This is a genomic window from Pseudomonas sp. MF08831 (assembly GCF_059862645.1).
Window position 1 is genome coordinate 26,657 of the sequence record NZ_JCBCUX010000015.1, and the last position, 21,607, is coordinate 48,263.

At 57.8% G+C, this 21,607-nt stretch carries 40 protein-coding genes and 1 pseudogene; 17 read left to right on the top strand and 24 right to left on the bottom strand.

Features of this window, described 5'->3' with window-relative positions; genetic code table 11:
- Position 1 precedes the first annotated feature (1 nt).
- The 21 genes and pseudogenes from AC19YS_RS25485 to AC19YS_RS25585 all read right to left on the bottom strand — a co-directional run bounded on the left by AC19YS_RS25485 (position 2) and on the right by AC19YS_RS25585 (position 10,001).
- Positions 2-607, bottom strand: a complete 606-nt coding sequence (locus AC19YS_RS25485; RefSeq protein WP_500602891.1) for a hypothetical protein — start codon at positions 605-607, stop codon at positions 2-4.
- A 9-nt stretch (positions 608-616) separates the two neighbouring features.
- The gene (locus AC19YS_RS25490) at positions 617-805 is read right to left on the bottom strand and encodes a hypothetical protein (protein ID WP_500602892.1); all 189 of its coding nucleotides are present in this window, start codon (positions 803-805) and stop codon (positions 617-619) included.
- On the bottom strand, positions 802-993 hold the full coding sequence (locus AC19YS_RS25495) for a hypothetical protein (protein WP_500602893.1): 192 nt from the start codon (positions 991-993) through the stop codon (positions 802-804). The genes AC19YS_RS25490 and AC19YS_RS25495 overlap by 4 nt, the downstream gene beginning before the upstream one ends.
- Positions 990-1,205 (bottom strand): hypothetical protein, encoded by a 216-nt coding sequence (locus tag AC19YS_RS25500; RefSeq protein WP_500602894.1) that lies wholly within the window; start codon positions 1,203-1,205, stop codon positions 990-992. Before AC19YS_RS25500 ends, AC19YS_RS25495 begins: the two co-directional genes overlap by 4 nt.
- Complete coding sequence (locus AC19YS_RS25505; protein ID WP_500602895.1) at positions 1,202-1,411, bottom strand: hypothetical protein; 210 nt, start codon at positions 1,409-1,411, stop codon at positions 1,202-1,204. Before AC19YS_RS25505 ends, AC19YS_RS25500 begins: the two co-directional genes overlap by 4 nt.
- Before the next feature lie 49 nt (positions 1,412-1,460).
- Positions 1,461-1,778: a hypothetical protein gene (locus AC19YS_RS25510; RefSeq protein WP_500602896.1), complete on the bottom strand. Its 318-nt coding sequence runs from the start codon at positions 1,776-1,778 to the stop codon at positions 1,461-1,463.
- Positions 1,778-2,149: a chemotaxis protein gene (locus tag AC19YS_RS25515; protein WP_025856073.1), complete on the bottom strand. Its 372-nt coding sequence runs from the start codon at positions 2,147-2,149 to the stop codon at positions 1,778-1,780. Before AC19YS_RS25515 ends, AC19YS_RS25510 begins: the two co-directional genes overlap by 1 nt.
- Before the next feature lie 122 nt (positions 2,150-2,271).
- Entirely contained in the window at positions 2,272-2,448 is a 177-nt protein-coding gene (locus AC19YS_RS25520; protein ID WP_500602897.1) for a hypothetical protein, read from the bottom strand.
- Between the two features lie 150 nt (positions 2,449-2,598).
- On the bottom strand, positions 2,599-3,669 hold the full coding sequence (locus tag AC19YS_RS25525; RefSeq protein ID WP_500602898.1) for a phage tail tip fiber protein: 1,071 nt from the start codon (positions 3,667-3,669) through the stop codon (positions 2,599-2,601).
- 265 nt (positions 3,670-3,934) lie between these two features.
- A complete protein-coding gene (locus AC19YS_RS25530; protein WP_500602899.1) occupies positions 3,935-4,516 on the bottom strand; it encodes a hypothetical protein in 582 nt (193 codons plus the stop codon).
- The gene (locus AC19YS_RS25535; protein WP_500602900.1) at positions 4,513-5,097 is read right to left on the bottom strand and encodes a recombination protein NinG; all 585 of its coding nucleotides are present in this window, start codon (positions 5,095-5,097) and stop codon (positions 4,513-4,515) included. The genes AC19YS_RS25530 and AC19YS_RS25535 overlap by 4 nt, the downstream gene beginning before the upstream one ends.
- Positions 5,094-5,363 (bottom strand): hypothetical protein, encoded by a 270-nt coding sequence (locus AC19YS_RS25540; RefSeq protein ID WP_500602901.1) that lies wholly within the window; start codon positions 5,361-5,363, stop codon positions 5,094-5,096. The genes AC19YS_RS25535 and AC19YS_RS25540 overlap by 4 nt, the downstream gene beginning before the upstream one ends.
- On the bottom strand, positions 5,363-5,779 hold the full coding sequence (locus AC19YS_RS25545; protein WP_500602902.1) for a recombination protein NinB: 417 nt from the start codon (positions 5,777-5,779) through the stop codon (positions 5,363-5,365). The genes AC19YS_RS25540 and AC19YS_RS25545 overlap by 1 nt, the downstream gene beginning before the upstream one ends.
- Positions 5,776-6,033, bottom strand: coding sequence for a hypothetical protein (locus AC19YS_RS25550; RefSeq protein ID WP_500602904.1), 258 nt, complete (start codon positions 6,031-6,033; stop codon positions 5,776-5,778). The genes AC19YS_RS25545 and AC19YS_RS25550 overlap by 4 nt, the downstream gene beginning before the upstream one ends.
- Positions 6,030-6,818 carry a hypothetical protein gene (locus tag AC19YS_RS25555; protein WP_500602906.1) on the bottom strand — a complete coding sequence of 263 codons (789 nt, stop codon included), beginning with the start codon at positions 6,816-6,818 and terminating at the stop codon, positions 6,030-6,032. Before AC19YS_RS25555 ends, AC19YS_RS25550 begins: the two co-directional genes overlap by 4 nt.
- Positions 6,805-7,734: a helix-turn-helix domain-containing protein gene (locus AC19YS_RS25560; protein ID WP_500602907.1), complete on the bottom strand. Its 930-nt coding sequence runs from the start codon at positions 7,732-7,734 to the stop codon at positions 6,805-6,807. The genes AC19YS_RS25555 and AC19YS_RS25560 overlap by 14 nt, the downstream gene beginning before the upstream one ends.
- Positions 7,731-7,946, bottom strand: coding sequence for an HNH endonuclease (locus AC19YS_RS25565; protein ID WP_500603022.1), 216 nt, complete (start codon positions 7,944-7,946; stop codon positions 7,731-7,733). The genes AC19YS_RS25560 and AC19YS_RS25565 overlap by 4 nt, the downstream gene beginning before the upstream one ends.
- 6 nt (positions 7,947-7,952) lie before the next feature.
- Positions 7,953-8,312, bottom strand: a pseudogene (locus AC19YS_RS25570) (phage replication protein); the annotation flags it as partial.
- A gap of 1 nt (position 8,313) precedes the next feature.
- Positions 8,314-9,162 carry a BRO-N domain-containing protein gene (locus AC19YS_RS25575; protein ID WP_500602908.1) on the bottom strand — a complete coding sequence of 283 codons (849 nt, stop codon included), beginning with the start codon at positions 9,160-9,162 and terminating at the stop codon, positions 8,314-8,316.
- 154 nt (positions 9,163-9,316) lie between these two features.
- Complete coding sequence (locus AC19YS_RS25580; RefSeq protein WP_500602909.1) at positions 9,317-9,739, bottom strand: phage regulatory CII family protein; 423 nt, start codon at positions 9,737-9,739, stop codon at positions 9,317-9,319.
- Positions 9,740-9,821: 82 nt separating this feature from the next.
- Complete coding sequence (locus tag AC19YS_RS25585) at positions 9,822-10,001, bottom strand: Cro/CI family transcriptional regulator (protein WP_024075251.1); 180 nt, start codon at positions 9,999-10,001, stop codon at positions 9,822-9,824.
- Positions 10,002-10,110: 109 nt separating this feature from the next.
- On the opposite strand from AC19YS_RS25585, the gene AC19YS_RS25590 reads away from it, so the two are divergent.
- The 3 genes from AC19YS_RS25590 to AC19YS_RS25600 all read left to right on the top strand — a co-directional run bounded on the left by AC19YS_RS25590 (position 10,111) and on the right by AC19YS_RS25600 (position 11,760).
- Complete coding sequence (locus tag AC19YS_RS25590; protein WP_500602910.1) at positions 10,111-10,767, top strand: LexA family protein; 657 nt, start codon at positions 10,111-10,113, stop codon at positions 10,765-10,767.
- 122 nt (positions 10,768-10,889) lie between these two features.
- Complete coding sequence (locus AC19YS_RS25595) at positions 10,890-11,210, top strand: hypothetical protein (RefSeq protein ID WP_500602911.1); 321 nt, start codon at positions 10,890-10,892, stop codon at positions 11,208-11,210.
- The gene (locus tag AC19YS_RS25600; protein WP_500602913.1) at positions 11,203-11,760 is read left to right on the top strand and encodes a hypothetical protein; all 558 of its coding nucleotides are present in this window, start codon (positions 11,203-11,205) and stop codon (positions 11,758-11,760) included. Before AC19YS_RS25595 ends, AC19YS_RS25600 begins: the two co-directional genes overlap by 8 nt.
- Positions 11,761-11,958: 198 nt before the next feature.
- On the opposite strand, the gene AC19YS_RS25605 is transcribed toward AC19YS_RS25600, so the two are convergent.
- Positions 11,959-12,447 carry a hypothetical protein gene (locus AC19YS_RS25605; protein WP_500602915.1) on the bottom strand — a complete coding sequence of 163 codons (489 nt, stop codon included), beginning with the start codon at positions 12,445-12,447 and terminating at the stop codon, positions 11,959-11,961.
- A 27-nt stretch (positions 12,448-12,474) separates the two neighbouring features.
- On the opposite strand from AC19YS_RS25605, the gene AC19YS_RS25610 reads away from it, so the two are divergent.
- The 14 genes from AC19YS_RS25610 to AC19YS_RS25675 all read left to right on the top strand — a co-directional run bounded on the left by AC19YS_RS25610 (position 12,475) and on the right by AC19YS_RS25675 (position 20,211).
- A complete protein-coding gene (locus AC19YS_RS25610; RefSeq protein WP_500602916.1) occupies positions 12,475-13,164 on the top strand; it encodes a hypothetical protein in 690 nt (229 codons plus the stop codon).
- A 165-nt stretch (positions 13,165-13,329) separates the two neighbouring features.
- Positions 13,330-13,581: a DUF1654 domain-containing protein gene (locus AC19YS_RS25615; RefSeq protein WP_500602917.1), complete on the top strand. Its 252-nt coding sequence runs from the start codon at positions 13,330-13,332 to the stop codon at positions 13,579-13,581.
- 434 nt (positions 13,582-14,015) lie between these two features.
- On the top strand, positions 14,016-14,231 hold the full coding sequence (locus tag AC19YS_RS25620) for a hypothetical protein (RefSeq protein ID WP_500602918.1): 216 nt from the start codon (positions 14,016-14,018) through the stop codon (positions 14,229-14,231).
- 538 nt (positions 14,232-14,769) lie between these two features.
- Complete coding sequence (locus AC19YS_RS25625) at positions 14,770-15,111, top strand: XkdD/Y8K6 family phage-associated protein (RefSeq protein ID WP_500602919.1); 342 nt, start codon at positions 14,770-14,772, stop codon at positions 15,109-15,111.
- A 21-nt stretch (positions 15,112-15,132) separates the two neighbouring features.
- On the top strand, positions 15,133-15,318 hold the full coding sequence (locus tag AC19YS_RS25630) for a hypothetical protein (RefSeq protein ID WP_448209229.1): 186 nt from the start codon (positions 15,133-15,135) through the stop codon (positions 15,316-15,318).
- Between the two features lie 21 nt (positions 15,319-15,339).
- Positions 15,340-15,777: a hypothetical protein gene (locus AC19YS_RS25635; protein ID WP_500602921.1), complete on the top strand. Its 438-nt coding sequence runs from the start codon at positions 15,340-15,342 to the stop codon at positions 15,775-15,777.
- Positions 15,774-15,965, top strand: a complete 192-nt coding sequence (locus AC19YS_RS25640; protein WP_500602922.1) for a hypothetical protein — start codon at positions 15,774-15,776, stop codon at positions 15,963-15,965. The genes AC19YS_RS25635 and AC19YS_RS25640 overlap by 4 nt, the downstream gene beginning before the upstream one ends.
- Positions 15,962-16,132, top strand: a complete 171-nt coding sequence (locus AC19YS_RS25645) for a hypothetical protein (RefSeq protein ID WP_017528181.1) — start codon at positions 15,962-15,964, stop codon at positions 16,130-16,132. Before AC19YS_RS25640 ends, AC19YS_RS25645 begins: the two co-directional genes overlap by 4 nt.
- Entirely contained in the window at positions 16,129-16,500 is a 372-nt protein-coding gene (locus AC19YS_RS25650; RefSeq protein ID WP_500602923.1) for a hypothetical protein, read from the top strand. The genes AC19YS_RS25645 and AC19YS_RS25650 overlap by 4 nt, the downstream gene beginning before the upstream one ends.
- 168 nt (positions 16,501-16,668) lie before the next feature.
- Positions 16,669-17,475: a phage recombination protein Bet gene (bet, locus tag AC19YS_RS25655; protein WP_500603023.1), complete on the top strand. Its 807-nt coding sequence runs from the start codon at positions 16,669-16,671 to the stop codon at positions 17,473-17,475.
- A complete protein-coding gene (locus AC19YS_RS25660) occupies positions 17,472-19,100 on the top strand; it encodes a YqaJ viral recombinase family protein (protein WP_500602924.1) in 1,629 nt (542 codons plus the stop codon). Before bet ends, AC19YS_RS25660 begins: the two co-directional genes overlap by 4 nt.
- Positions 19,097-19,339 carry a hypothetical protein gene (locus tag AC19YS_RS25665; RefSeq protein WP_500602925.1) on the top strand — a complete coding sequence of 81 codons (243 nt, stop codon included), beginning with the start codon at positions 19,097-19,099 and terminating at the stop codon, positions 19,337-19,339. The genes AC19YS_RS25660 and AC19YS_RS25665 overlap by 4 nt, the downstream gene beginning before the upstream one ends.
- Positions 19,336-19,806: a hypothetical protein gene (locus tag AC19YS_RS25670; protein ID WP_500602926.1), complete on the top strand. Its 471-nt coding sequence runs from the start codon at positions 19,336-19,338 to the stop codon at positions 19,804-19,806. The genes AC19YS_RS25665 and AC19YS_RS25670 overlap by 4 nt, the downstream gene beginning before the upstream one ends.
- Before the next feature lie 69 nt (positions 19,807-19,875).
- Positions 19,876-20,211: a hypothetical protein gene (locus AC19YS_RS25675; RefSeq protein WP_200625348.1), complete on the top strand. Its 336-nt coding sequence runs from the start codon at positions 19,876-19,878 to the stop codon at positions 20,209-20,211.
- Here the strand turns inward: AC19YS_RS25675 and AC19YS_RS25680 are convergent.
- On the bottom strand, positions 20,183-21,028 hold the full coding sequence (locus AC19YS_RS25680) for a putative phage abortive infection protein (protein WP_200625349.1): 846 nt from the start codon (positions 21,026-21,028) through the stop codon (positions 20,183-20,185). The two genes, AC19YS_RS25675 and AC19YS_RS25680, sit on opposite strands and share 29 nt — an antisense overlap.
- Before the next feature lie 74 nt (positions 21,029-21,102).
- Positions 21,103-21,603: a hypothetical protein gene (locus AC19YS_RS25685; RefSeq protein WP_500602927.1), complete on the bottom strand. Its 501-nt coding sequence runs from the start codon at positions 21,601-21,603 to the stop codon at positions 21,103-21,105.
- Positions 21,604-21,607 lie beyond the last annotated feature (4 nt).

Genomic DNA, 21,607 nt, shown 5'->3' on the forward strand with positions numbered 1-21,607 from the left:
GTCAGGCTTCCTTCGATAGATCGTCCATCATCTTGGACAGCTCGTCAGCGTCATTGCCGCCGGATTTGGTGTCGAGGTCGTAGGCTTGGCGCTCCAGGGCAACCAGAGTCTTCAAGGTTTCAGCCAATTCCTTCATGGTCTTGGTCCGGGACGGCAGGCTGGCCATTTTGCTTGCCAGTTCCAACATCGCCGAATCAACGTCATCGTTATCCTTCAGCTGGGCAATCAACTCCTTGAGCGTCCCCTGCTCCTCGGTCAGACCTTCCAGTTCATCCAGCAGCATGTTGGTCAGCCGGCGGCCGCGAGAGATATCGCCACGGTGAGCCATCCGCACATTCGCAATGACCTCAGCATTGACCTCGATGATCTCGCGCTCGGTTTCCACCGATTTGCTGGCAACCTGTGTGGCAACCTCGCGTTTGGCAACCAGCGAATCAGCCTTCGCCTTAATCTTCGCCTTGAGGTCGCGCTCCCAGCCATTGGCCTTCGCACGCTTCTGAATGGCGGTGTGTGAGACGCCACAGGAAGCGGCAATCTCTCTGACGGAAAGCAGTCCGGCCCGGTAGGCGCGTTCGATTGCCTCCCAGTCGGGTTGCTTGGTTGTCATGAGGAATCCTTATTGGGTGAGCTTCTGTAGCCACTCTTCAATGATCCGCTTCACCACGGGCTCAGTCAGGATCGAGGAAGGCTTGTCGCCAGCGATCACCGATTGAACCAGGGCGTGCGGGATTACGTGGGCACCATCACTGGCTACCACCATCAGGTGCGGGCGCTGGTCGGCGATGTCGTGGATGCTCGCGGTCATTGCGTCACCATCTGGTGTGTCTGTGCGTGGGCATGGCCGTGGAGCAATCCAACAATCAGGCCCTGAGGCAGTCCGGCAGCCTTGGCAGCGTCCACGGCATCAGCAATGGCCTTGTCGAGAGCGCTTACCGCTGCGTTGATGTCAGGGCTCATCGGGAGCGCGTGGCGCAAGCGGGTGACGCTGCTCATGCGTTGTGCCCTTCCAGAGGCTGAGCAAAGGTGAACTTCACACCGTCACTTGGGTAATAAGTGGAGTAGGTGGCGTTCTGGAGTATCACGTCATCGACCAGCATCTCGGCAGCTGCATCACCGTACTTGGCGATCAGCGCAGCCTTCAGCTCATCCGCAAACAAGGTGAGCTGGATGTTGTTGAAGTGAATCAGCTGTTTCTTGATACTCATGGGGATACCTCATACTGGAATGCCCGATCAGCTGGCATGGCCGTCACAAACCGGCATCGGTGGTGGTCGAACGGTTCATTGAACGCAATGGTGCGCCGGTACTCGGAGGTGACCTTGCCGGTGAACCGCTCGCGGTGAACGACCACACCCTCACGCAGGAACTCGACCTCGGCCGATCCAAGTAGCTTGGTTAGGATTACTTTCATGTGACGTATCTCGCGCCACGATTTGGCGCATTCGAAAACGTGGCGCGGATTACTGCGATACGCGGTTTAGGGCTTCGTCCGCTTTGTCGGCAGCCTGGGCCGCAGTAGTTGCAGCCCTCGTGGCCTTGTCGGCGGCGGTGCCGGTCTTGCGGGTCAGCTCTTCAAGGCGCTTATCACGCTCAGTCATGGCCGTGTCGTACGCCTCGCGAATGCCTTTCACCTGGTTGCTCTGGCTCTCGGCGAGAGACCAATAAGCGGCCTGGTACCCAAGAACAGCTCCACCACCAACCAGCACGACGGCAATCGCCCAGACTTCGGCCCGGCGCCACCAGCGGCGCGCGATAAATTCCAGTGCGCATCTGTCCATCAGGCGATTCCTCCCAGCTTGGTGCGCAGGCGAGTGATCTCGTCGCTCTGCTGCGTCACGCGGTCAGTGAGTTGAGCGACCTGACTGGTCAGCGCTTCGATCTTGCCTTCCATGCGCCCAACGGCGGCAGCCAGGTCGTTCCGCTCCTTCGCGAACTGATCGGCGCGGGCCTCGGCTTCTTTGCGCGCAGCGCGCTCTTGGTTCAGAAGCTCGTTCAGGCGCTTCAGGGTGCCGATATCGGCGCTGTCCATTGCCCGGTCGGTCGCGTCCTTGGAAAGGAACCGGCGCAGCCAAAGCAAGCCGCCCAGTACAACGGTGGCGCTACCGCCCAGCCAGGTAGCTGTGCCTGGGCCGAGGTCAGTAGGATCCATCGTCACTCCATGAAGAAAATGGCCTTGGCCAGAAATAGATCAGCCCCAGCAGCACTCCCAGCCATAGCGATGGGTGTGGTGGGGCCGAAAACGAAAAGGCCCGCACAGTGGCAGGCCGTGAATTAACGATTGATAGGCCCGAACGTGAGTCCTTTCAGGAAAGAGCGCTGCTCTGGAGTAACCAAGTCGGCATGTTTTGCGTTTTCGATCATGGAATTACTGATCGTCGCGTAGTTGATGAAAACGATGGTATCGACCACCACAAACGGCTTGGTTTCTTCGAGACTTCTCAGCGCCATGTCGAACCTCCGTAAACGAAAAAGCCTCTGCGTATGCAGAGGCTCTGAATAGGGCCCTCATCAGCGTGACAAGTCAGAGGCTCTGAGGGCTTGGGGAAACTTATGCAATAAAAAACCCGAATTCTCCCGGTGAGGGAGTGAAGGAATGGATTAGCGGCGTCGCCAGAGCAGACCGCCCTGACGAAGTTCGGCGCGGATGATTTCCTTGACCTGGCCGGCCTGCGCCAGAGTCAATTTCTCAACCTGCTCTTTCAGGTCTTGACCAAGATTGGTCTCGCCGATCTTGTCGGCAATGTCGCGGCGGATGTCCAAGGCGCTGCGGTCGATGATGGCGAAGCGATCTGCCGACACAACGAACTGCGACGACAAGCCCAGGCCAATGCCAGCGGCGACGTACTGGCCGCTGGTGTCCACCTGCATCTTCAGCGACCAATTGGCGGCGAGCTTGCTGTCGAGACCTTCATCACTGGAAGTATCATATCGTTTGACGCGGAGTCGACCATCCGTATCGACATACACGCCGAGGATAGGAACGTAGAATCCAGCGCCGATCTTGGCGTTCGTGACCGAACCATCATCGACAAAGGCCTTGTTGATGTAGCCCTGATCGCCATCAACCTTTAAGGGCTCAGGTTGCTCGGGATCAGGCAGCGGTGCGTCTAAGTTGCCAAACTTCCAGCGAACGACACCGTCATGAATCACCGTAGTGCAGCCACCCGCGCGCACGATCCGCGTGCCGGCGCACTTCGCCTTCGCGAGCCGATTGGCAAGCTCTTCCTCCGTCTCGAGACGGGAGTAGCTCAGGAACAGGCAAGCATTGAATGACTCATCACCGTAGCTTGCATCGAACTCTTCGAACTCGGCGGCGTGGCGATACTCTTCCGGAACACGTTGCAGCTCGGCCTGCATGAACTGGAGCAGGTTGGCAGCGTTCTTGGGCAAGTCGTACTTGCTCCAACTGGCCACTTCGACCGACACCATCTGGCGCTCTGGCGCATTCGCCGCGCTACCGAGGGTGCAGGAGTTGATCTCGAAGTCACCGCCAGGGTTGAGCTTCCAGCCGGAAACGCCCGGCACGTAGTTGCTTGATTGGATAGAGCCGGACATTTGCTGTGCCTCATAACGTGAAAAGCCCCAGCAAATGCTGAGGCCCTGAATAGGTGTGCGCGTCTTTCCGCGCTGCCAGCCAAAGACAATTCCAGCGTCGACGCCCCAATGCATCGATCTCGCTGTTCCTGTCTCGTGCCACCCTAACGCATGGTTGGAGCAAGGGTGCACGGGCTGCCGGGGTTGTTCCGTACGTCGCACTGTCCGGCTATCGACGTCCAGGCCTTCCCGAAGGCTGCCCTGGCTACAGGTGAAACTCAGGCAATAAAAAACCCGGCGCAGTGGCCGGGTTTTCTTGGATCATCGAGTAAGTTGCCGAAGGCAAAACTCTAACAGTGGCGAAATCATGCCATGAGCCGCACGGGAACGCAATAGGCCCTCATGCGGCCTCGCGCATTTCGTAAATTACCGCTGCAACGGGGCTCAGTGCACGACGGTCCAGATCCTCGCAGCACTCGAAGATCAGCTGCAGCACACCACCCCAATCTCGCTCCCAGTTGCACGACTCCAGACGCACACCGTAGAACTGCCACATCCACGCCCGGAACTTTTCGGCATTGGCGAAGGGATCTTCGTTGGCCGACTGCCCGCCCTGGTGCATGTGCTGGTACCGACGCATCACGCCCTTTACGACGAACTCCAATTTCTCGCGCTTGGCCGCCGTCATGCGCGGCGACTTGCCAACCACCATCAGGAATACGACCTCTTCCGCCGCCTCGCGGATGTCGTCGCTCTGCTCTGCGGCGTACATGAAGTCACCGAAAACGCGGATCTGCGGGTGCAGTCGGGCGATTGCCGATTGGATATGCCCGGCCAGGGCGCCGTGCACCGCGTGGTTTGCAGTGGGGCCGCGCTCGGTGTTCTGCACCACCACGCCGAGCTCAGCAGCATCTGAGGACTGGCCGGGGGCCGGGTTGTACTTGCAGTCATGCCACGCTTGACGTGCGGAGTTGATTTTCATGCTGCCTGCCCCTTTTTCAGCTCTCTGGTCATTGCACGATATTTGGCCTTGATGGCCTGCAGCTGCTCGATGGTGTGGCGCTGGGGCTCATGAGGGCCTTCCAGCCAATCCACTTTGTCGGCGCCGATACGCTTCACCAGCTCAAGCCGGTAATTCACGATGTCGCCCGATTTGTGGTTGTTGCACGGCGCGCACTGGCGCCACACATTCAGTGGCTCAAAGCGAAGCTCTGGGTTGCCACCGACGGTACGGTAGTGCCCGGCGTGCCACTGCCCGTTGTGGTGCCGCCCGCAGCTCACGCACGGCAAGCCGACATCCCGTTCGCGAATCCAGGCGTTGAATGCGGTCTGGGCCTCTTTCATGTACTGGGCGCGTGACTTGATCTTCACCTTCGCGGCGCGCAGCTCCTTGCGGCCAATCTCGGCCAGCGCCTTACGCGCCTTCGACTCATGCCTGGGCGCGTCGATCATTGCACAGGCCGGGCTGCAAACCGCCTGACCCATCCGGGAAGGGACGAATGAGGCCCTGCACGTAGCAATGCGGCATTTCTTCGGCTTGGCCGGCTTCCGTTCGATGGTCATACAGCCTCCTTGGCTTTCTGCTGCTCATGGGTGAAGTCGCCTCGCAGGGGCATCAGGTTCTTTTCGTGCTTTACCGCATGCATGCTTCTGAATTTGCACAGCCATCCACCAACACCGGCCGCCGGCCTGAACTCGTAAACCTTGCCCGTGGTGGGTGAGACGATCAGGTCACCAGGCATTACGAATCGCACCAGTTCTGCGGTCTCGCCCAGATACCCACCCGAAATAACGAGCGCCAGGTCGCCCGGCTTGAAGTTATGGCTCATCAGTAGCGCCCTCCCCAATTGTCCTTTTGCGTCCAGCGCACCTGGTGCTCGGCGCCGAAGGCATGCACCCACTCGATCAACTCGCCGCACTGCTTCACGGTGAGCTTGCTTGTGCGTTCGTAGATGACGTCGAAGCCGTTTCCGTCCACCGCCGGGATCATCTGCGGTTGATCGCCCGACTCGCGCAGCCAGGCGGCGGTCAGCAGGCGCTTCCAGATCAGGACATCCCACTTCTTCCCGGCGTGCTCGACCTGGCCGGCGATATCTGCCAGCGCCGCGTGCAGGGCCTTGTTCTGCTCCCCGCTGCGGTCCACTTCGGTGATGGCCAGCTTCTTGGGCTTGGCGAGGTCCAGGCCGGCGATGTAGCCCATGGCCTTATTGCGGTCTGATTCGGTGCGTATCTGGAGACTGGTCATCTTTCGAGATCCCCCAGCAATTGTCGCGCCCCCATGACCGCCCCTCTGTCGCCTGATGTTTTGCTGATGTCGGATAGGAAGTCGCGCAGACGTTCGTTCTCGGCCAGCAGCTCCAGCGCCACCTCCTCCACGGTCTTCTCGCCGAGGAATTCACCAAGCGCGTCAGAGCTATGCTTCCACTCACTGCAGTCAGCCTTCCAAGAGGCGACTTCACTCCACAGCAGTTTCTGAAGTTTCTGCTTGTCGATGGTCATGTCCGTTGCTCCAATTCCTGTGCCTGTCTGATCAGCAGCGCCCGGCGATCCGCCAACTCATTGGCCGCTTCAATCCGCATTTCGGTTTTTCGTTCGGCGCTGGCCTTGCGCATCTCCAACATCGAGTTTTTGACCAGTTCCAGCTTCTGGCGCAGAACTGGCGCGGGCTGGGTGACGGCGCCGGTGAGCAAACCGGCAATGGCGCGGCCATCCTCGGTAACTGGAACAATGCTCAGGTCAGCCAAGTACTTTTGGCCGTGTTCTTGGGGGATACGCTTCAACTCCACCGCCTTGGCGACGGCCTGGATACGACGGTTGGCGTCGAAGCCCACGGACACGTGCCAGTTGACCGGTTTCGCATCCTCGCGGGCCTGGCCCACGAACCTTTGGTAGGCGTCGATGAACGCCATGCGCGCACCGATTTTGTCGCCGCCATCCAAGATGGGTTTCGCGGCAGCCAGTGCCAGCTGGATCTCGTCGGTCAGCACCACGGTTTCGAATTCATCGTTGGTGGTCATGGCGATTGCCCAGGCCTCGTCCTTGCCGGGACGGCCGTCGGAGGACTGCACGCGCTGCAGGATGTCAGCCATAGCCAGCTTTCCCTTCACCTCAAAGCGGCAGGCCTTCAACGCGGCTTTGACGATCGGCACCGGATACGCACAGAGGTCTTCAGCCATCATCGCGGCAGTGCCCGGGTTCATTTCCTGGCCCATGGCCTCGGCGGTGGCGCAGATGGCGGCGGCCAGCCCGGCAACCTGCTGGTCATTCATTTCAAAGGTATTCATTGCGGTCACCTGCTTGGCGTTTGGCCAGAACCATCTGGGCGGCCTGCTCCGCTGCGGAGTGGTTCGCCTCTGTCCGTTCCATCTGGCGGGCGGTTGTGCCGTTGATGCGCTGCCCGGTCACCCACTGGGTGTGATAGCTCTCGGCGTTGGCCAGCAGCTCGTTGAGGCTGTGGCACTTGCGCAGGACGGCGGCATCGCTGGTTTTCAGGAAGTGGGCAGCGACGTGGTGGGCGACGTCGGCGCCGAGACGGTCTACCAACTGTCCGAGCTGGCCGCCGACCTTGGCATTCCACACAGGCCAGGCGCTGTAGCGCTTGCGGTAAGCCATGGCGTAGTTCGCCCAGACCTTGAAGGTTTTGCAGGTCTGGTCTTTGGGGCCAGGCATGTCGGCGGGGATCTCGACCCGTGGGGTGTCGGTGCGATCAACCACCAGCACCAAGCCGCGGGGCTGAGCCGGCACGACCTCGGCGGGAGCCGGGGGTGCAATTGGTTCAATGACCGGTTCCATGACTGGTTCAAGAGAGTTACCGATTCTGGGTGCAACTGCTGCACTACCCCCTGGTGCAGGAGATTCACTAGGGGGTGAACCTGCTGCACTACCCGGGTGAATCTTCTGCACTACCCCTGGTGCAGGAGGTGCACCACCACCGTCGAGGGTTAGGAAGTAAACGTTCGACGAATTCCCCTTTGGTCCACCCTTCCGGATCTCCTTGCGCAACAGTCCTGCCTCACAAAGCGCGGTGATGTGGTTCATGACGGAGCGCTTGCTGATCTCGCACTGATCGGCGATGTGCTGGTAGGACGGCCAGCACTCGCCTACGTCGCTGGCGTTGTCGGCCAACTTGATTAGCACCAGCTTGCGCAGCGGATTACCAACGCGAAGCTTCATTGCGGCAACCATAAGGCCCATGCTCATGCTGCACCTCCGGCGAACGCGCGGAAATCAATCGTCCGCACGCCCTTCCAGCTATTGCAGGACATGCAAAGGGTCTGGAGGTTGCCCAAAGAAGCCTCTCCACCTTGGCTCTCAGGTACGACGTGATCAGCCCTCAAGCGCATCAGCACCGAACAGCCGCAGCGCAGGCAGGCGTGACCATCGCGAGCGAATATTTGCGCGCGCAGAGGAATGGGTTTCTTTTTCGTCCGGCGCCGAGGCGGGAGAACGGGAGGCTGGAGGGCGGTGACGTGGCCCATGCGGTTCGGATTCCACTCACAGCCTTTTTCGGTTAGTCGAAATGCCTCTGTTTGCAGCTCAATCAAACCGGCCTCCTCCAGGGCCTTCAACATGCGGTAAGCAGTGTCCGGCTTATCAGTGAGCAGCGGCAGCTCCTCAGTGATCTTGGCCTTGCTCAGCGCGAAGAAGATCCCGTCATCGGTCTTGATTGGCTTTGTCCAGCTCGGGCAGCCGTAGACGAACGCGAACAGCAGGGCCTGCTGAGAGTTCAGCCCCCACTCCAGCGCCTTCACCTGGTTAATCGTGACGGTGTATTGCATGTCAGGCCTTCCCGACCTTTGCGGCCAATTCAAGGAAGCGATCCACATACCAGTGAGGCTGCGTCTCGCGGGGGCATTTAGGGCTGGTGAGGTTTTTGCCGTAGGCCATGCCCTTCTCGGTCACGGACCAGAAGTCCACCATTTCCTGCTTGGAGTTTTTGCGCTGGAGGACCTTGAGGAAGCCGTGGGCCTCCAATGCAAGGTTGAAGGCGCGGGCCGTGCTGGCGATGGCGTGATCTTTGATCAGAGCGGTGATTGCCTTGGTAGGCATCGAAGACCCACCAGCAGCGTCTGGCGCGGCGTCAACGGCGTAGCCCGGGAGGAACTTTGCATCCAGGCCGTTATTGGCGGCGATCTTTGCCAGCATCAACATCTTGCTGGAGTTCGCAGGCTTCAGCAGACGGTCGAAGCATTCCAGGATGGCGAGCTCGCCGACGATCTTGGAGTTGTTCGGGCCCTGTGTGGAAAATGTGCCGGTCTTGCGAATGCTCGGCAGGACTTGGCCCACCACCCACTCTTCAAACTTCTCGGCGGCCGGCAGCTTGGACTTCATCACCAGCCGGTACAGGTCTCGCTCAGGAATGATGGTCATGAAACCACCACCCTGTTTCGGGGTAGTGGTCGCAGCCTTGCAGTGACGGGCCACCGCGTTCTCCGGTTTGGAGTAGCCGAGGGCGTCAGCGACGTCGCGCGCAATAAACCACGGATCGCCGAGCTTGTCGGTGATGACCCGGATTGCGGCGCCGTCGAAGTCGAACGGAATAACTGAAGAATTGCGCGCCACGTTTTCAGAGTGCGGAAAACGTGGCGCGAGATTGGTAGCGCTATTGATATGTGGCGGGGTTTGCATATAATCGGCCTCACAAAGTGTTATCGAATTAGCCGACCTCGACCGTCGGCTTTTTTGTGCCTGGGTTTTTGTTCAGCTCTTCCTCCAATAGTGGAAAGCGACTGCTCCAAATCTGGCGTTTTCTGCAAAAGAAACATTTCGCATGCGGAATGTCCTAGGCCGCCTTCACGGACGCGTCCATCACGTCAAGGCTCTGCCGTACGTGATTGATCTCTTGGCGGATCAGGCTCTTTTCGAAAGTGCTGACGTGGTTGTCGTCCAGTGCCTCGTGCACTGCGATCGTCAGGTCAGCGACTTCCTTGCCCACGTTGATCAGCGACTTGGTGAGCGCTTGCGGCTCCGGCGCCGACTTCGATACCAAGTCAAAGCCGAACTCATTTGCCAGGGCCATCAACGGGCGCATGTCGCCGGTGTGCAGCAGGATCCCGAACAGATGCTCCACGGTCAGGTGATGAGCCTCGTTGTCAGGGTTGGCGCGCTGAAGCAGGCCAACGTGCGGAATACCCATCTTTGTAGCCAGGGTCTTGGGCTCGTTGCCCTTCACTGCGGCCTGACATGCATCCAAAAAGTCTTCCATTCGTAAAACCTCAAATTTGTTTCCGTGGCGCCCTGCCGATGCAGAAGCGATCATTTGCTCAATGGATCGGCGGACACGGATATCAGGCGGCCTGAGCCTTCTTTGCTGCCTTGAACCTGCCCTTGGAGAGAACCTGAATCTGGTACTGCCTGGATTCAGGGATTGTTTCTCCCCACATGGTCACTGCGCTTGGGCGGATACCCAGGGCTAGCGCCAGCTTTGTCTTGCTGCCGAAGAATTCGGCGACTTCATGCGTGTTCATTGCGCATCCTCGTTCGAGCCTGCCGCAATTTAAGCATGCTTAAGTTATGGCATCAATGGTGTTTTCTGCCTACTGCATGCTTAAATTCAGTTAACTTAATATTGAGTCCATGGAAAGACACGCACGCATCGCCCGCGCCATACAGGTCAGCGGAAAAAAGAAAGGGGAAATTGCATCGCTTTGCGGCGTTGCAAATTCTGCCGTTACTCAATGGATTACTGGTGAGAGCAAAAGCCTCAGACCGGAGAACCTTTACGCGCTGGCGAAAGCGACTGGCTTCCGGGCCGAGTGGCTTGCTATCGGTGAAGGTGAAGAGCGCGAGGTTTCAGAGTCGAATGTCTCCCCCGCCGTCCAGCCCACCAAATCATTCCGCTATCCGGTAGTGAGTTGGGTTGCCGCCGGCGCCTGGGCGGAAGCAGTGGAGCCTTACCCGGCTGGAATCTCGGACACCTACGAGTTTTCGGAGTACGACTCCAAAGGCCCGGCGTTCTGGCTGACGGTCAAAGGTGACTCGATGACAGCGCCCGCCGGCCAGAGCATCACCGAGGGCACGCTGATCCTTGTGGACACTGAGGCTGAAGTTGCACCAGGTAAGCTGGTCGTGGCCAAACTGCCGGACAGCAACGAAGCCACATTCAAAAAGCTGGTCAGCGATGGCGGACGGCTGTTCCTGAAGCCACTGAACCCAAGCTACCCGATTGAGGCAGTCGACGAGAACTGTCGGATCGTGGGCGTGGTTGTCCAGGCGCTGCAGAAGTTTTACTGAGGTGCGCCACGGCGAAGATACGCTGATGGGGAGATAAACGAGATTCGCATCACTGGGCACGTGGTTTGGCGCGACGGGATGCTTTAGCAGTTCAATTGAGCGCGGAGCGCATGGAGATACGTGTGAGCGAGGATAAGCCAGTGGCATCGCCGGACGGCAATGAGCCATTGAGAATATCATTTGATGAGGCCGTGAGCTTTTTCGAGTCGGTATGCGATGAAGCTTTGTGCTCGGCTTGCGGCACGGCAGAGTGGGAAATACCAACCATAAAAGGTGATGACGACACTTGCGCCCTTAAAAAGTCAGGCCTAAGTGTTAGTGGAAGATCAATTCTCAATCTAGAAATTGAATGTCTGAATTGCGGGCTGCTACGTTCACATCGCGCTGCGAGAATAAAAGAGTGGATAGATAACCCCAAATCTGTAGAAATCGAAGATGAGTAAATTTGAAAAAGGAATTTTCATTGAGGCACATTTACCTAGGGCGCAGTTCGTCAGGGGTGACAATCGCACAAAAACGTCCAATACTGCTGCTATGAACGACATCACGCGTGAAGAACTGAGCTCAACGTTATCTGCTATTGAAGAGCGGATGGATAAGCGTATCGACAGGATGGAGCACGAGGCAGAAAAGCGCGTTTTTGATTACAGAAATGAGATTGCGCTTCGTGACAGTCAGCTTCGCCGCGAACTCGATCTCCGTCAGGAGTCATTCCGCGCCGAACAAACTGCCAGAGATGCTGCGCTCTCCGAAAAATTCGCCGGATTCCTTGCCGCGCAGGCAGAGAGAGATAAAGCCTGGGAAAAAATCTCAGAATCCCGTTTTGATCGTATTGAAAAAGATGTGTCCAGCATCAAAACCGATACCAAAAAGGTTTCTGAAGATGTAAATGGCATTAAGGTTACTATGGCTAAATACCTCGGAGCTGCCGTGGTTATCGGCGCATTAGCTTCAGCCGCGCTCGGTGCTGCAGCCAAACATTTCCTGAGCTAATTTAATGCACAGTAACAAGCCCGGCCCAGCGCCGGGTTTCTTGTTTCTGCCCTTCGTCGTGCCACCATTGAGCTGGCAATCCGCGAGATTGCACACTGGGTGCGCTGAAGGATCGGCACCCCAGGTGTTACAGAAAGCTCGCCCAGTGCGGGCTTTTCTTTGTCTGCGATTTGGCTCCAGGTATCGCCCGCCGTCGGGCTAGATCGCCTCAACCTTTCTACATTGAGAAATCTCGGGCAATGCCTGATCCGGAGGCACTTTATTGAGCTGCCACTGCAGGTCAACAGCGACAGCATTGAATCGCTTTGCCTGCACTCTCGTGCTATTGGATGTGAGGCTAACGTAGGAGGCATCTGATCGTTTAACACCGACTACAGTGGTCGTGGTGCCCCCCTCAAGATCGGAATTGCCCAAAATTCCGGCCTTCCATTTCTGGGTGATCGTGTGCTCACCTGGCGTAATAGGCACAGCTACGTAACCGCCGTTCTCTAGAGACGCTATCTGCTTTCCGTCCAAAGAAATCAAAGCGGTCATTAGGCCCATTTCGTAATTACTGGGCCTGTATACGTAGAGAACACCACGTTGAGAGTCAACGTTTTCAAGTGGCGTGAATTTTGGTCCTGTCATCGTGCAGGAGCTGAGGAGCCCCAACCAGAGAAATGCTGAAACCTTCCATACCCGTGTCATAACCGCTCCATTCTGATTAAGCGCTTTATGATCAGCAATGCAGGTCACTCAATCAAACCTTTTATGGTGATTTTGCACACGCCACACTCCCGTCAGGCTTCCCGCCAATGGTGGCTGTACGCCACGAATGGTAAAGTGCGAGCTCAATTACGGAGGGATCCAATGAAAGGATTTGGGACGTTCGCGCTGATAGCCGGCATCTGCTGGCTCATATTCGCGCTGAGTATGGATGTGTCCGTCTCGACCGGCGCGGGTGGCCGGGTAAACAACCTGGGCCTCATGGCAGACCGCCAGGTGCACACGATTGTCGGCGGAGTGATCATACTCGCCGGCTTGCTTATGGTGCTTCTCGGCGGAAAATCCACTGCGCCGCAATCAGCGGCCGAGACAGATACCCGCCCCTGCCCGCTCTGTGCAGAGAACATCAAAAGAGCAGCCATCAAGTGCAAACATTGTGGTGGTGACGTGCTCCCAGTACTGTCCTCACAAGCACCCTTGATGTCAGGATGGACTGTGCGGGTGGAATGCGAGCCATGGGCTCACGCAGAGGCAACCCGGTCAGTGAAGCGCCTGGGGCTCCCGACCACGAAAGGATCGGCGAAATACGTCGCTGTCGGACCATTTGCCTCGGAGGCTGAGGCGCTAGGTGCGCGCGACAACATCCGCTCAGTGAGCGACCTTCTCGGCGAAATCCATATTGTGGCACCTGACGCGTAGCTCTCCCGATCAACCTCAAGCCCGCCAAGCGCGGGCTTTTTCATGCCCGCCGAAAAATACCTCCTTAAAAATATGCATTTATGCATGAAACTTCGTACCGCACTATTGCCAAGATATGTCAGTGCAAATACTGTGCATGCATACAGAGTTCGCAAGGAGCGAGACATGAATCAGACACCCTACCCCACACCCAAACCGAGAAATTCCTACGAGCTTGTGGGCCATCGCCTGCAGCGCTTGATCGCATCTCCCCGGGTCCAGAGAATCCAGTTGGTGGAAGTATCTAGGCGCGACGACGAAAGCCCTGAAGCCTGGCACCAGATCATCCAGGATATCAGCGACACCGCCGGCATCAGGATCGAGCATCTGGAAGACGGCGGCGTCCGGATCGGCTGGCGCGAGTACTGCGACTCATAAAAGAGCCCGCCAGTGAGCGGGCTTTTTATCGCCTATAAATTTCAGCAATCTGAATTTATTCATTCAGTATGCTTGACACTTTAATTTCAGCTTGCTTAAATTCAACTCAAGCCAGCAATGAACACCGCCGGCCAGCAGCGAAAGCTGCGCCGCTCTTTAGCGACACCACTTGCCGGATCACCACCGGCCCAGATTCAAAGGCAGCGATGAACCGGCCTAAACGGTTCAGAGGGTTGGCAACTGACCCGGGCGTGCAGCGTAAAGCGCCAAGAACAGTTATCCAGCGGGAGAACAAGCCGAAAGGCCCGCGGCTGGAGTGACATTTGATTCAAGCCGGTGACCGACGCCAGTAGCGGGTCACGGCGGAAATTTTCACTGATGCACCCAACTGCAGTTCGGTCGGGTGCATTGGGAAAACAACCGAGGGCAAGACGATGCAAATCGAGATCGAGCTGGCCGCACCAGCCACACCGAACCCAGCAATCGCGCAATGGCTTCTCGCTGCGGATGAAGCTGGGCGCGCCGGGCTGACATTCGCGGCGAACATGTACCGCAGCACCGCCCGCAGCATTGAGATCCAACAGGAAACAGGCGTGGCAGTCTGCGCTTGCTGCTTCAAGCCCTTCGGCCGGGGCACGCTGCACCACTGAACAACCAGCGCTACGACAGCCTGTCGTTAACTGCCCGATCCACCTGCGTGACGGAGCAGGCTGTATCGGAGATCGCTCGGCTGACTGCCCCGAGATAGCAGGGTGGCCACCTTTACCCGAGCCAGAGCGACGAACAACGCGGCGAAGACGGTTTACTCGCCAGACAGATTCGAGCGATCTCCGATGCAGACTCAATAGGTGGCCACTGCCTTCCCAGTGAGCGAACAACAGGAGATACGGCCATGAAGTAGATCATCGATTTACCCGCGCGGCGTGGCAAGCCTGAAGGCTGCGTCCAACACTCCTACAGGCAGCGGACAGTAGGTCGTCGATGTCACCGCGCATCGGCCGGAACTCCGGTAGGCCACCCCAGCGCACCAGGACAACTTGACGCTGCAAACCCAGGCCGTCGCCAGTTGCGGGCCTGCGCCCCCTTCCCCACCTCTATTACGTCAGCACTCCTCCCCCGCGCCCATCGGCAACCAGCGGGAGGCATGAGTGTTGACGAATACAGGTGAACCAACGAATGGAGAGAGTCATGGAAACGAAGCACACACCGGGGCCGTGGAATATTAACGGCGTGGTCGAAGGTTCCGGCCAGATTTCTATCTCAGCTGGACGATGCGTGGTTGCGGACGCCCTGAACGCCGTTAGTGCTGGAGACGTGCTCTTTGGCAGGCGGCCAGAGATGCAATGGGCCAACGCCAAGCTAATAGCCGCCGCGCCGGATCTGTTTAAGGCGCTTGAGCGCATTGCTCGACCACATGACTGTGGATGCGGGCCATGCACTGGCTCCTGCACTTCGCACGAGGCCCTTCAAATCACCGTTGATGAGATTCGGGATTTGGCAAAAGCCGCAATCGCCAAAGCCACCGCGTAACCCCAAACACTGGAGGTCGCCATGAGCGATTCCGCAAAGCCTCGCCGGGTCAAAGCGAAGATCACTCGCCTCGTAACTGAGTGGGCAATCGTCACTCTCGACCGAAACGGCAACCTTGATGAGTTCGTCGAGACCATCGAAGAGCTTGAACACATCGATGTGATGGAAGTGCACAGCATCGACCGAGTTATCAGCTACCACGACTGACCCGCCAGCCTGGAGGCGAGCATGAACGCAGCATTGAATATTTGCCAGGAGCGTTTCGACGCTCAGTTGCCTCCAGAGGTCAGCGAGAGCGACGAGGTGACGGACTGGCTTGCGCATTCGGCGGAGCGCCTGGTGTGCGGCGTCGACATCAAGTGGAAGCGCCGCTACGGCCAACCGCAGGTCGTGACATTCGACCGGTTCTGCACGGTCCTGCAGGGCCACCTAAACCAGCGCCAGATAGACGGCCTGGACCCGCGCGATTCGTTTGCCCGCCTGCTGCTGTCGGCAATGCTCGGCAGCCAGAGCGATGCCCGGGCCCACGCCGCTGACCTGCTGGGCCAGCAACGGCCCATTGAAGCGGTCGAGAAGATCGCTGTAGCGCTGCTGAGGCCCTATGCCGAAGACGCGGTAGCAGCGGAAAGGGAAGAGCGCGAAGACGACGTGGATGCAGACCTATGAGCCCGCACATCCTGATCGATGAGGCCTTAGAAAGCCTTGAGCATCCCGACAGCGAGCCAGGTGCCCAGGCGGTGGTGGCGCGGATGATCACCAACATGCTTACCGGCGACGCGATCACCACCGAAGAGTTCAACCACTACTGCCAGCGCCTGCTGAAAATCACCAGGCACCGCAAGGAGGCTGCATGACCACTGCACCGGTTAAATCACTGATCGACGAGCAGATCGCCGAGATCGAACGCAGCCTGACCATCCTCGGCGCCGGCCTACCGCGCGACCTACCGGTATCGGCACTGCCGCCCAAGCTTGCTGCTGCAATCAAGGGCGGGCGCATTGCGGTGAGGGTTCGGCCGTGAGTTTCTTTGAAGATAACATCGAAGACGGCAGCCACTGCATGAGCTGCTGCGAGTTCATCGGCGAGGATGTGGGTTACACGCGCTGCTGCCGTAATTGTGGCGGCGAAGGCAGCGAGTCGAATCCAGAAGGCCACAAAAAACGCATGAAGGCCGAAGCCATGCAGCGCTTTGACGGTTGGCTGTCTCGCACCGGCATCGCTCACAAAAAGCACAACAACGGCTACCACGTCGTGCTTACGCTTCCCGATGGGCGAATGATCGATTGCTGGCCCAGCACGAAAAAATGGCAGTTGCGCGGGCAACGCGTGAGCCGAAACGGTAAGGCACTGCACGAATTGGTGTTGCAGCAGTTGAGGCCCTGGCCATGACCACCCGCCAGCGTACCCGGCGCCTACTCATCTGGCGCGGCTCCTTCTCTGCCCTTTCTGTCTGCACCTTCCTGATGTTGCTCAGCGCCCTCGCTGATCGAATCACTCAATAACCAACACCTTCAATCGCTGCGTGCATCGCGGCAAGGAATCCCCATGTCCGCAGTAATGAAGCAGGACGACAACACGCCTGCTATGTCGGAGGCCGCGCTCGTTGAAGTGCTGAGCAGCAGCCTCTACCCCGGCGCAGAAAAGAACTCTGTTGTGATGGTGTTGGCTTACTGCCAGGCGGCGCACCTGGACCCAATGTTGAAGCCGGTGCACATCGTCCCGATCTGGAACTCGAAGACGAAAAAGATGCAGGACACGGTGATGCCGGGCATCGGCCTGTACCGCATTCAAGCGGCACGCACCGGCCAGTACGCTGGTATCAGCGAGCCTGAATATGGCCCTCCAGTAACGGCGAAGCTGAGCGGTGTAGAAGTCACGTATCCCGAATGGTGCCGCGTGACGGTCAAGCGGCAGATGAGCAACGGGCTGGTTGCCGAGTACACCGCCAACGAGCGCTGGCTTGAGAACTACGCGACATCAAGCAAGGACACCGCGGCGCCCAATGCCATGTGGAAGCGTCGAGCATTTGCCCAGCTCGCCAAATGCGCCGAGGCCCAAGCCCTGCGCAAAGCTTTTCCTGAAGTCGGATCAGCGCCAACGGCCGACGAGATGGAAGGCAAGGCGTTCGAGGAGCCGGCGCGCGATGTCAGCCCACGACAGCAAGCCCAGCCTGAACCGGAAGCGCTGCCCGCCTACTCCGACGAACTGCTGACCGAGAACATCGTGAAGTGGCAGCCACTTATCGACTCGAACCGAACCAGCCCTGAACACCTCATTGCGACCATCAGCAGCAAGTACACGCTGAGTCCGGCGCAGATTGAAAAAATCACCAACCTCAAAGCCCTCGATGGAGATTCAGCATGAAAATTCACAACGTAGCTCAAGGCTCCGCCGAGTGGCTCGCCCTTCGCGCCAAGTTCCGCACCGCCTCCGAAGCCCCGGCAATGATGGGTGCCTCGAAGTACCAAACCCGCACGGACCTGCTGGCAGCCAAAAAGACCGGCATCACGCCGGACGTCACGCCCTCTCAGCAGTTTATCTTCGACAAAGGCCACGCTACTGAAGCCCTGGCCCGCCCACTGGCCGAAGCACTGATCGGCGAAGAGCTTTATCCGATCGTTGCCACCGAGGGCAACCTGCTGGCATCCATGGATGGCGCCACGATGCTCGGCGAGACACTGTTCGAGCACAAACTGTGGAATGAGTCAGTCGTGGCCCAGGTGAAAGCGGGCGACCTGGCTCCGCACTACTACTGGCAGCTTGAGCAGCAACTGCTGGTGAGCGGCGCTGAGCGGGTCATATTTGTTTGCTCGGACGGCACGCCGGAGAACTTCGTGCACATGGAGTACCGGCCGGTGGCCGGGCGCGCAGCCCAGTTGATCGAGGGCTGGAAACAGTTCGAGGCTGACCTGGTGAACTTCGAGATGGCTGACGCGCCTTCAATCGTCGTCGGCAAGGCACCTGATGAGCTGCCAGCGCTGCGCATCGAGCTGACCGGCATGGTTACCGCCAGCAACCTGAAGGTGTTTGAAGACTCGGCCCTGGCGGTCATCGACTCGGTAAAAACTACACTCTCCACCGACCAGGACTTCGCCGACGCCAAGAAGGCAGTCAAGTGGTGCGGTGATGTCGAAGAGGCCGTGTCGGTTGCCAAGAAACAGGCCCTGTCACAGACCCAAAGCATCGACGAGCTGTTTTCGTCACTGGATCGCATCAGCGCCCATGCCCGCGAGACCCGCCTAAAGGTCGACAAGCTGGTTAAGGCTCAGGAACTGCTGGTGAAGACCAACATCAAGCAGAAAGCCGAGCTGGCACTGGCGGATCACATCGCCGCAATCAACAAGACCCTTGGCAAAGTCACCCTGCCTCATGTCGTTTCGGACTTCGCCGGCGCCATGAAGAACAAGCGCACTATCGCCAGCCTCCAGGACGCGGTAGATACCGAGCTGGCCCGGGCGAAGATCGATGCAAGTCAGACAGCCGACGGCATCCGCTTGAACCTGACCAGCCTGGCGGAGCTCGCCGTTGATCATGCCTTCCTGTTCAGCGACGTGCAGCAGCTGGTGACCAAGGCAAACGATGACCTGGTAACGCTGATCAAATTCCGCATCTCCGAACACCAGAAGGCGGAGCAGGCAAAGGCCGACACGAAGCGCATCGCCGAAGAGCAGGAAGCCCAGCGACTGGCAGCCATCAAGTCAGAGCCAGTCGTGGAGAAAGTGGCGGCGCCCGAGCCAGTCCGCGCCACGCCAGTTCAGACAGCGGCACCCGTCGCCCAGGCTACAAAGCCAGTAACGAGCCACGCGGGCGAGCAGGTAGAGCTGCAGGCCAACGTGACGGACTTCGAGGCACTGATCAAAGCAGTGGCATACGGTCAGGCGCCGACCACTGTCCTTTTGGTCAACTGGGAAGCGCTCGACGCAATGGTCGCGTCGCAGGGTGCAAACTTCAGCATGGCCGGGGTGACACTCGGCAAGGCGGCAGCATGATCAGCAACCTCAGATCTGATATCGAGTTCCGGCGCGAGAAAGCGCTGGAGCTCTCCAGCCAGGTACATCAGCACCTGGCCGCCGGCGGCAAGCTCACAATCGGCAAGAGCCCGGCGATCAATCCAGCCCCGGCGAAGCGTTCGGAGTTCGTCGATCCGACAACCATCCTCAAGCGCCGCAAGCCGCTCATCACCCGGGCCGAGCGTGAAGCGCTGCGCAAACTCGCGGAGGCTTTATGAGCAAGCGCAAACCCCACAACCTCAAAGCCCGCATTGACCGGTCCTGCCGTTCGCTGCTGGCCGCCAACCACGTCGCAGTGGTGAACATCGACCCCAGCGGCCGCCAGGGCATGATCAATTACAAGTCGCTGAAGAACATCGCGCCCGGGAAGATCGGTCAAGCCGTTTGCGGTATCCCCCACCGCTGGACGATCTACCTCAGCGCCCTCTGCATCGACGCCCGCGGCGACCGCTACAGCAAGTCGGTGGAGGTCGCGCCCGATGGCGTTTACCTCTCCGACCACCTGGAAGACGTGATCGAGCATTGCTACAAGAAGCTGCGCGACGAGGCCAATCAAAGCCAGATGGTAGCGTCGGGCTGGATTGCCATTCCTGAAGCGATGTCGCTGGACGAGGTACACGCCGCACGCATCTTCGAAGCCGTCGGCGCCTGGCACCAGGTGAAGGTCGATTCATGCGCCGCATAGCCCGCATCCAGCAACGCAAACGACAAATCTGGCTCGCACTGCCGGCCAGCGGAATAGAAGAGGTAGGCCATGGCCAAGACTGGACGAGAGCGATCAGCGAAAGCCGCGCTGAAGCGGATCGAGTTCGACGAGAAGGAGTTGCGGCACCGCTGCAGGCTCGGCACGCGGCAGAAGCTGGAGGAGCTCATGGCTTGGAGTGAGGACACCGAACAAGCTTCTGTGATTGAAGGCTGTCTACGCTATGTTCATTCGCTTGGGCCAGACGGTGCGCGGGAAGCATTGAAAGAGCGCCACGAAATCGTGATTAGCAAAAACGTGGCGCTGGAGTTTCGGAATCAAACCTTAGCTGAGTTGAAGCGCGATCCAGGGGATGAAATCATTGCGCCGGCGCTTTCAAACTCTTAAGTGCAGCTAGGGCCTCCATATTCTTACCAAACGCCCTTTCCTCCATGAAAAGTACGTGACCAACATCCAATAGCAAGTTGATATCTAGATTGTCGAATAGCTCATAGGTATTTGCATACTTCTGAAAGTTACTACCTTTACGACTCAAGCAATTATAGTACAGAAAGACTAGCTCGTAGTCCGACAGAAGCGATCGCGCCACCCGTGCCAAGTGTTTTTCGTCTCCATACTCAGCCAATTCAACGAACCTGAAAACGGAGTACAAACTTCTAAAATACAACCCTAAATCACCTTGGTGAGATCGTAAAACGTGCTCGTATGCCATGCCTGCCCGGAAGCTCTTGCTCCGTCCATCTTCATAGTTCGCATTATATTCACGACACAATTTTCTATGCCAATCCCTAAAACAGTCTCGCCCTTCAATAGTATATTGAAGATCGTTTCTATTTACGTGCAGATCAAATCCTTGAATCACTTGCTGCTGCAGCGTCAACATACTGTAAAACTGCGACTCGGTTTGCTGCTTGGCATTTTGCAACTGGCTTTCAGCCAAATCCTTCCTCTGAAGCAATAAAGTAATTAATACACCAGAAAACGCTAGCCCCGAAAAAAGAGCATTCAAAACTCCAAATGCGTCACCAAACACGCCCGAGCGAACGCCGGTTAAGTTACCACTACTATCGATTGATGTTTCGTACCCCGCATACAGAAAAATATAGTAAGCGGTGTATACACCAATCACAAAAAAAACGGCGAGAAGCCCTAAAATTATAGGTTTCCAAGATTTACTTTGTTTACTCATATCAAGCACGCTCATTGATTCGGCTCCATGCCGGTCACCCGTAATACCCCAGCAAAGCCTGAATTGCCATCACCAACTCATGACGGAATTCAATAGGTGCCGATTGAATGAGCCATCATTAGATGCGGATTGGCTTTCATATACATCAGCCACTTGTCTTCAATGCCGGCGTCGACGAAGTGGGCAACGACCTGAGGGAGTAACCAGCACACCGTTTGGAGCAGTAAGTTGTCTGACCCTCGCGGCGCTTTTTCTTCGTAAATGTAGCGAAGACTTTTGAAAATGTCCTTCTTGCTTTCCAACAGACCGACCTGAGAGGCCAGTCCGACCTTTTCCGCAACATCAGCGGGAACCTGATTGTAAAGCCCAATCAGATCGTGCCCATCTTTCAACTTTATATGCCTGGTGCTGTACTGTTCGAGTACCGTTCCTCTTCTCGGATTATCCACTGCTTCGACCAGCAGGCTCTTGATCAAAAGCTCCATGGCCAAGGCAGCGTTAACCTCGCTCTCGTAAGAAAGATGCGCGTTAAGAAGGATTGCTGATGCCTTCGCGTACCTGTAAGCGGACTCCAAAACCCAGATCGACATGTCC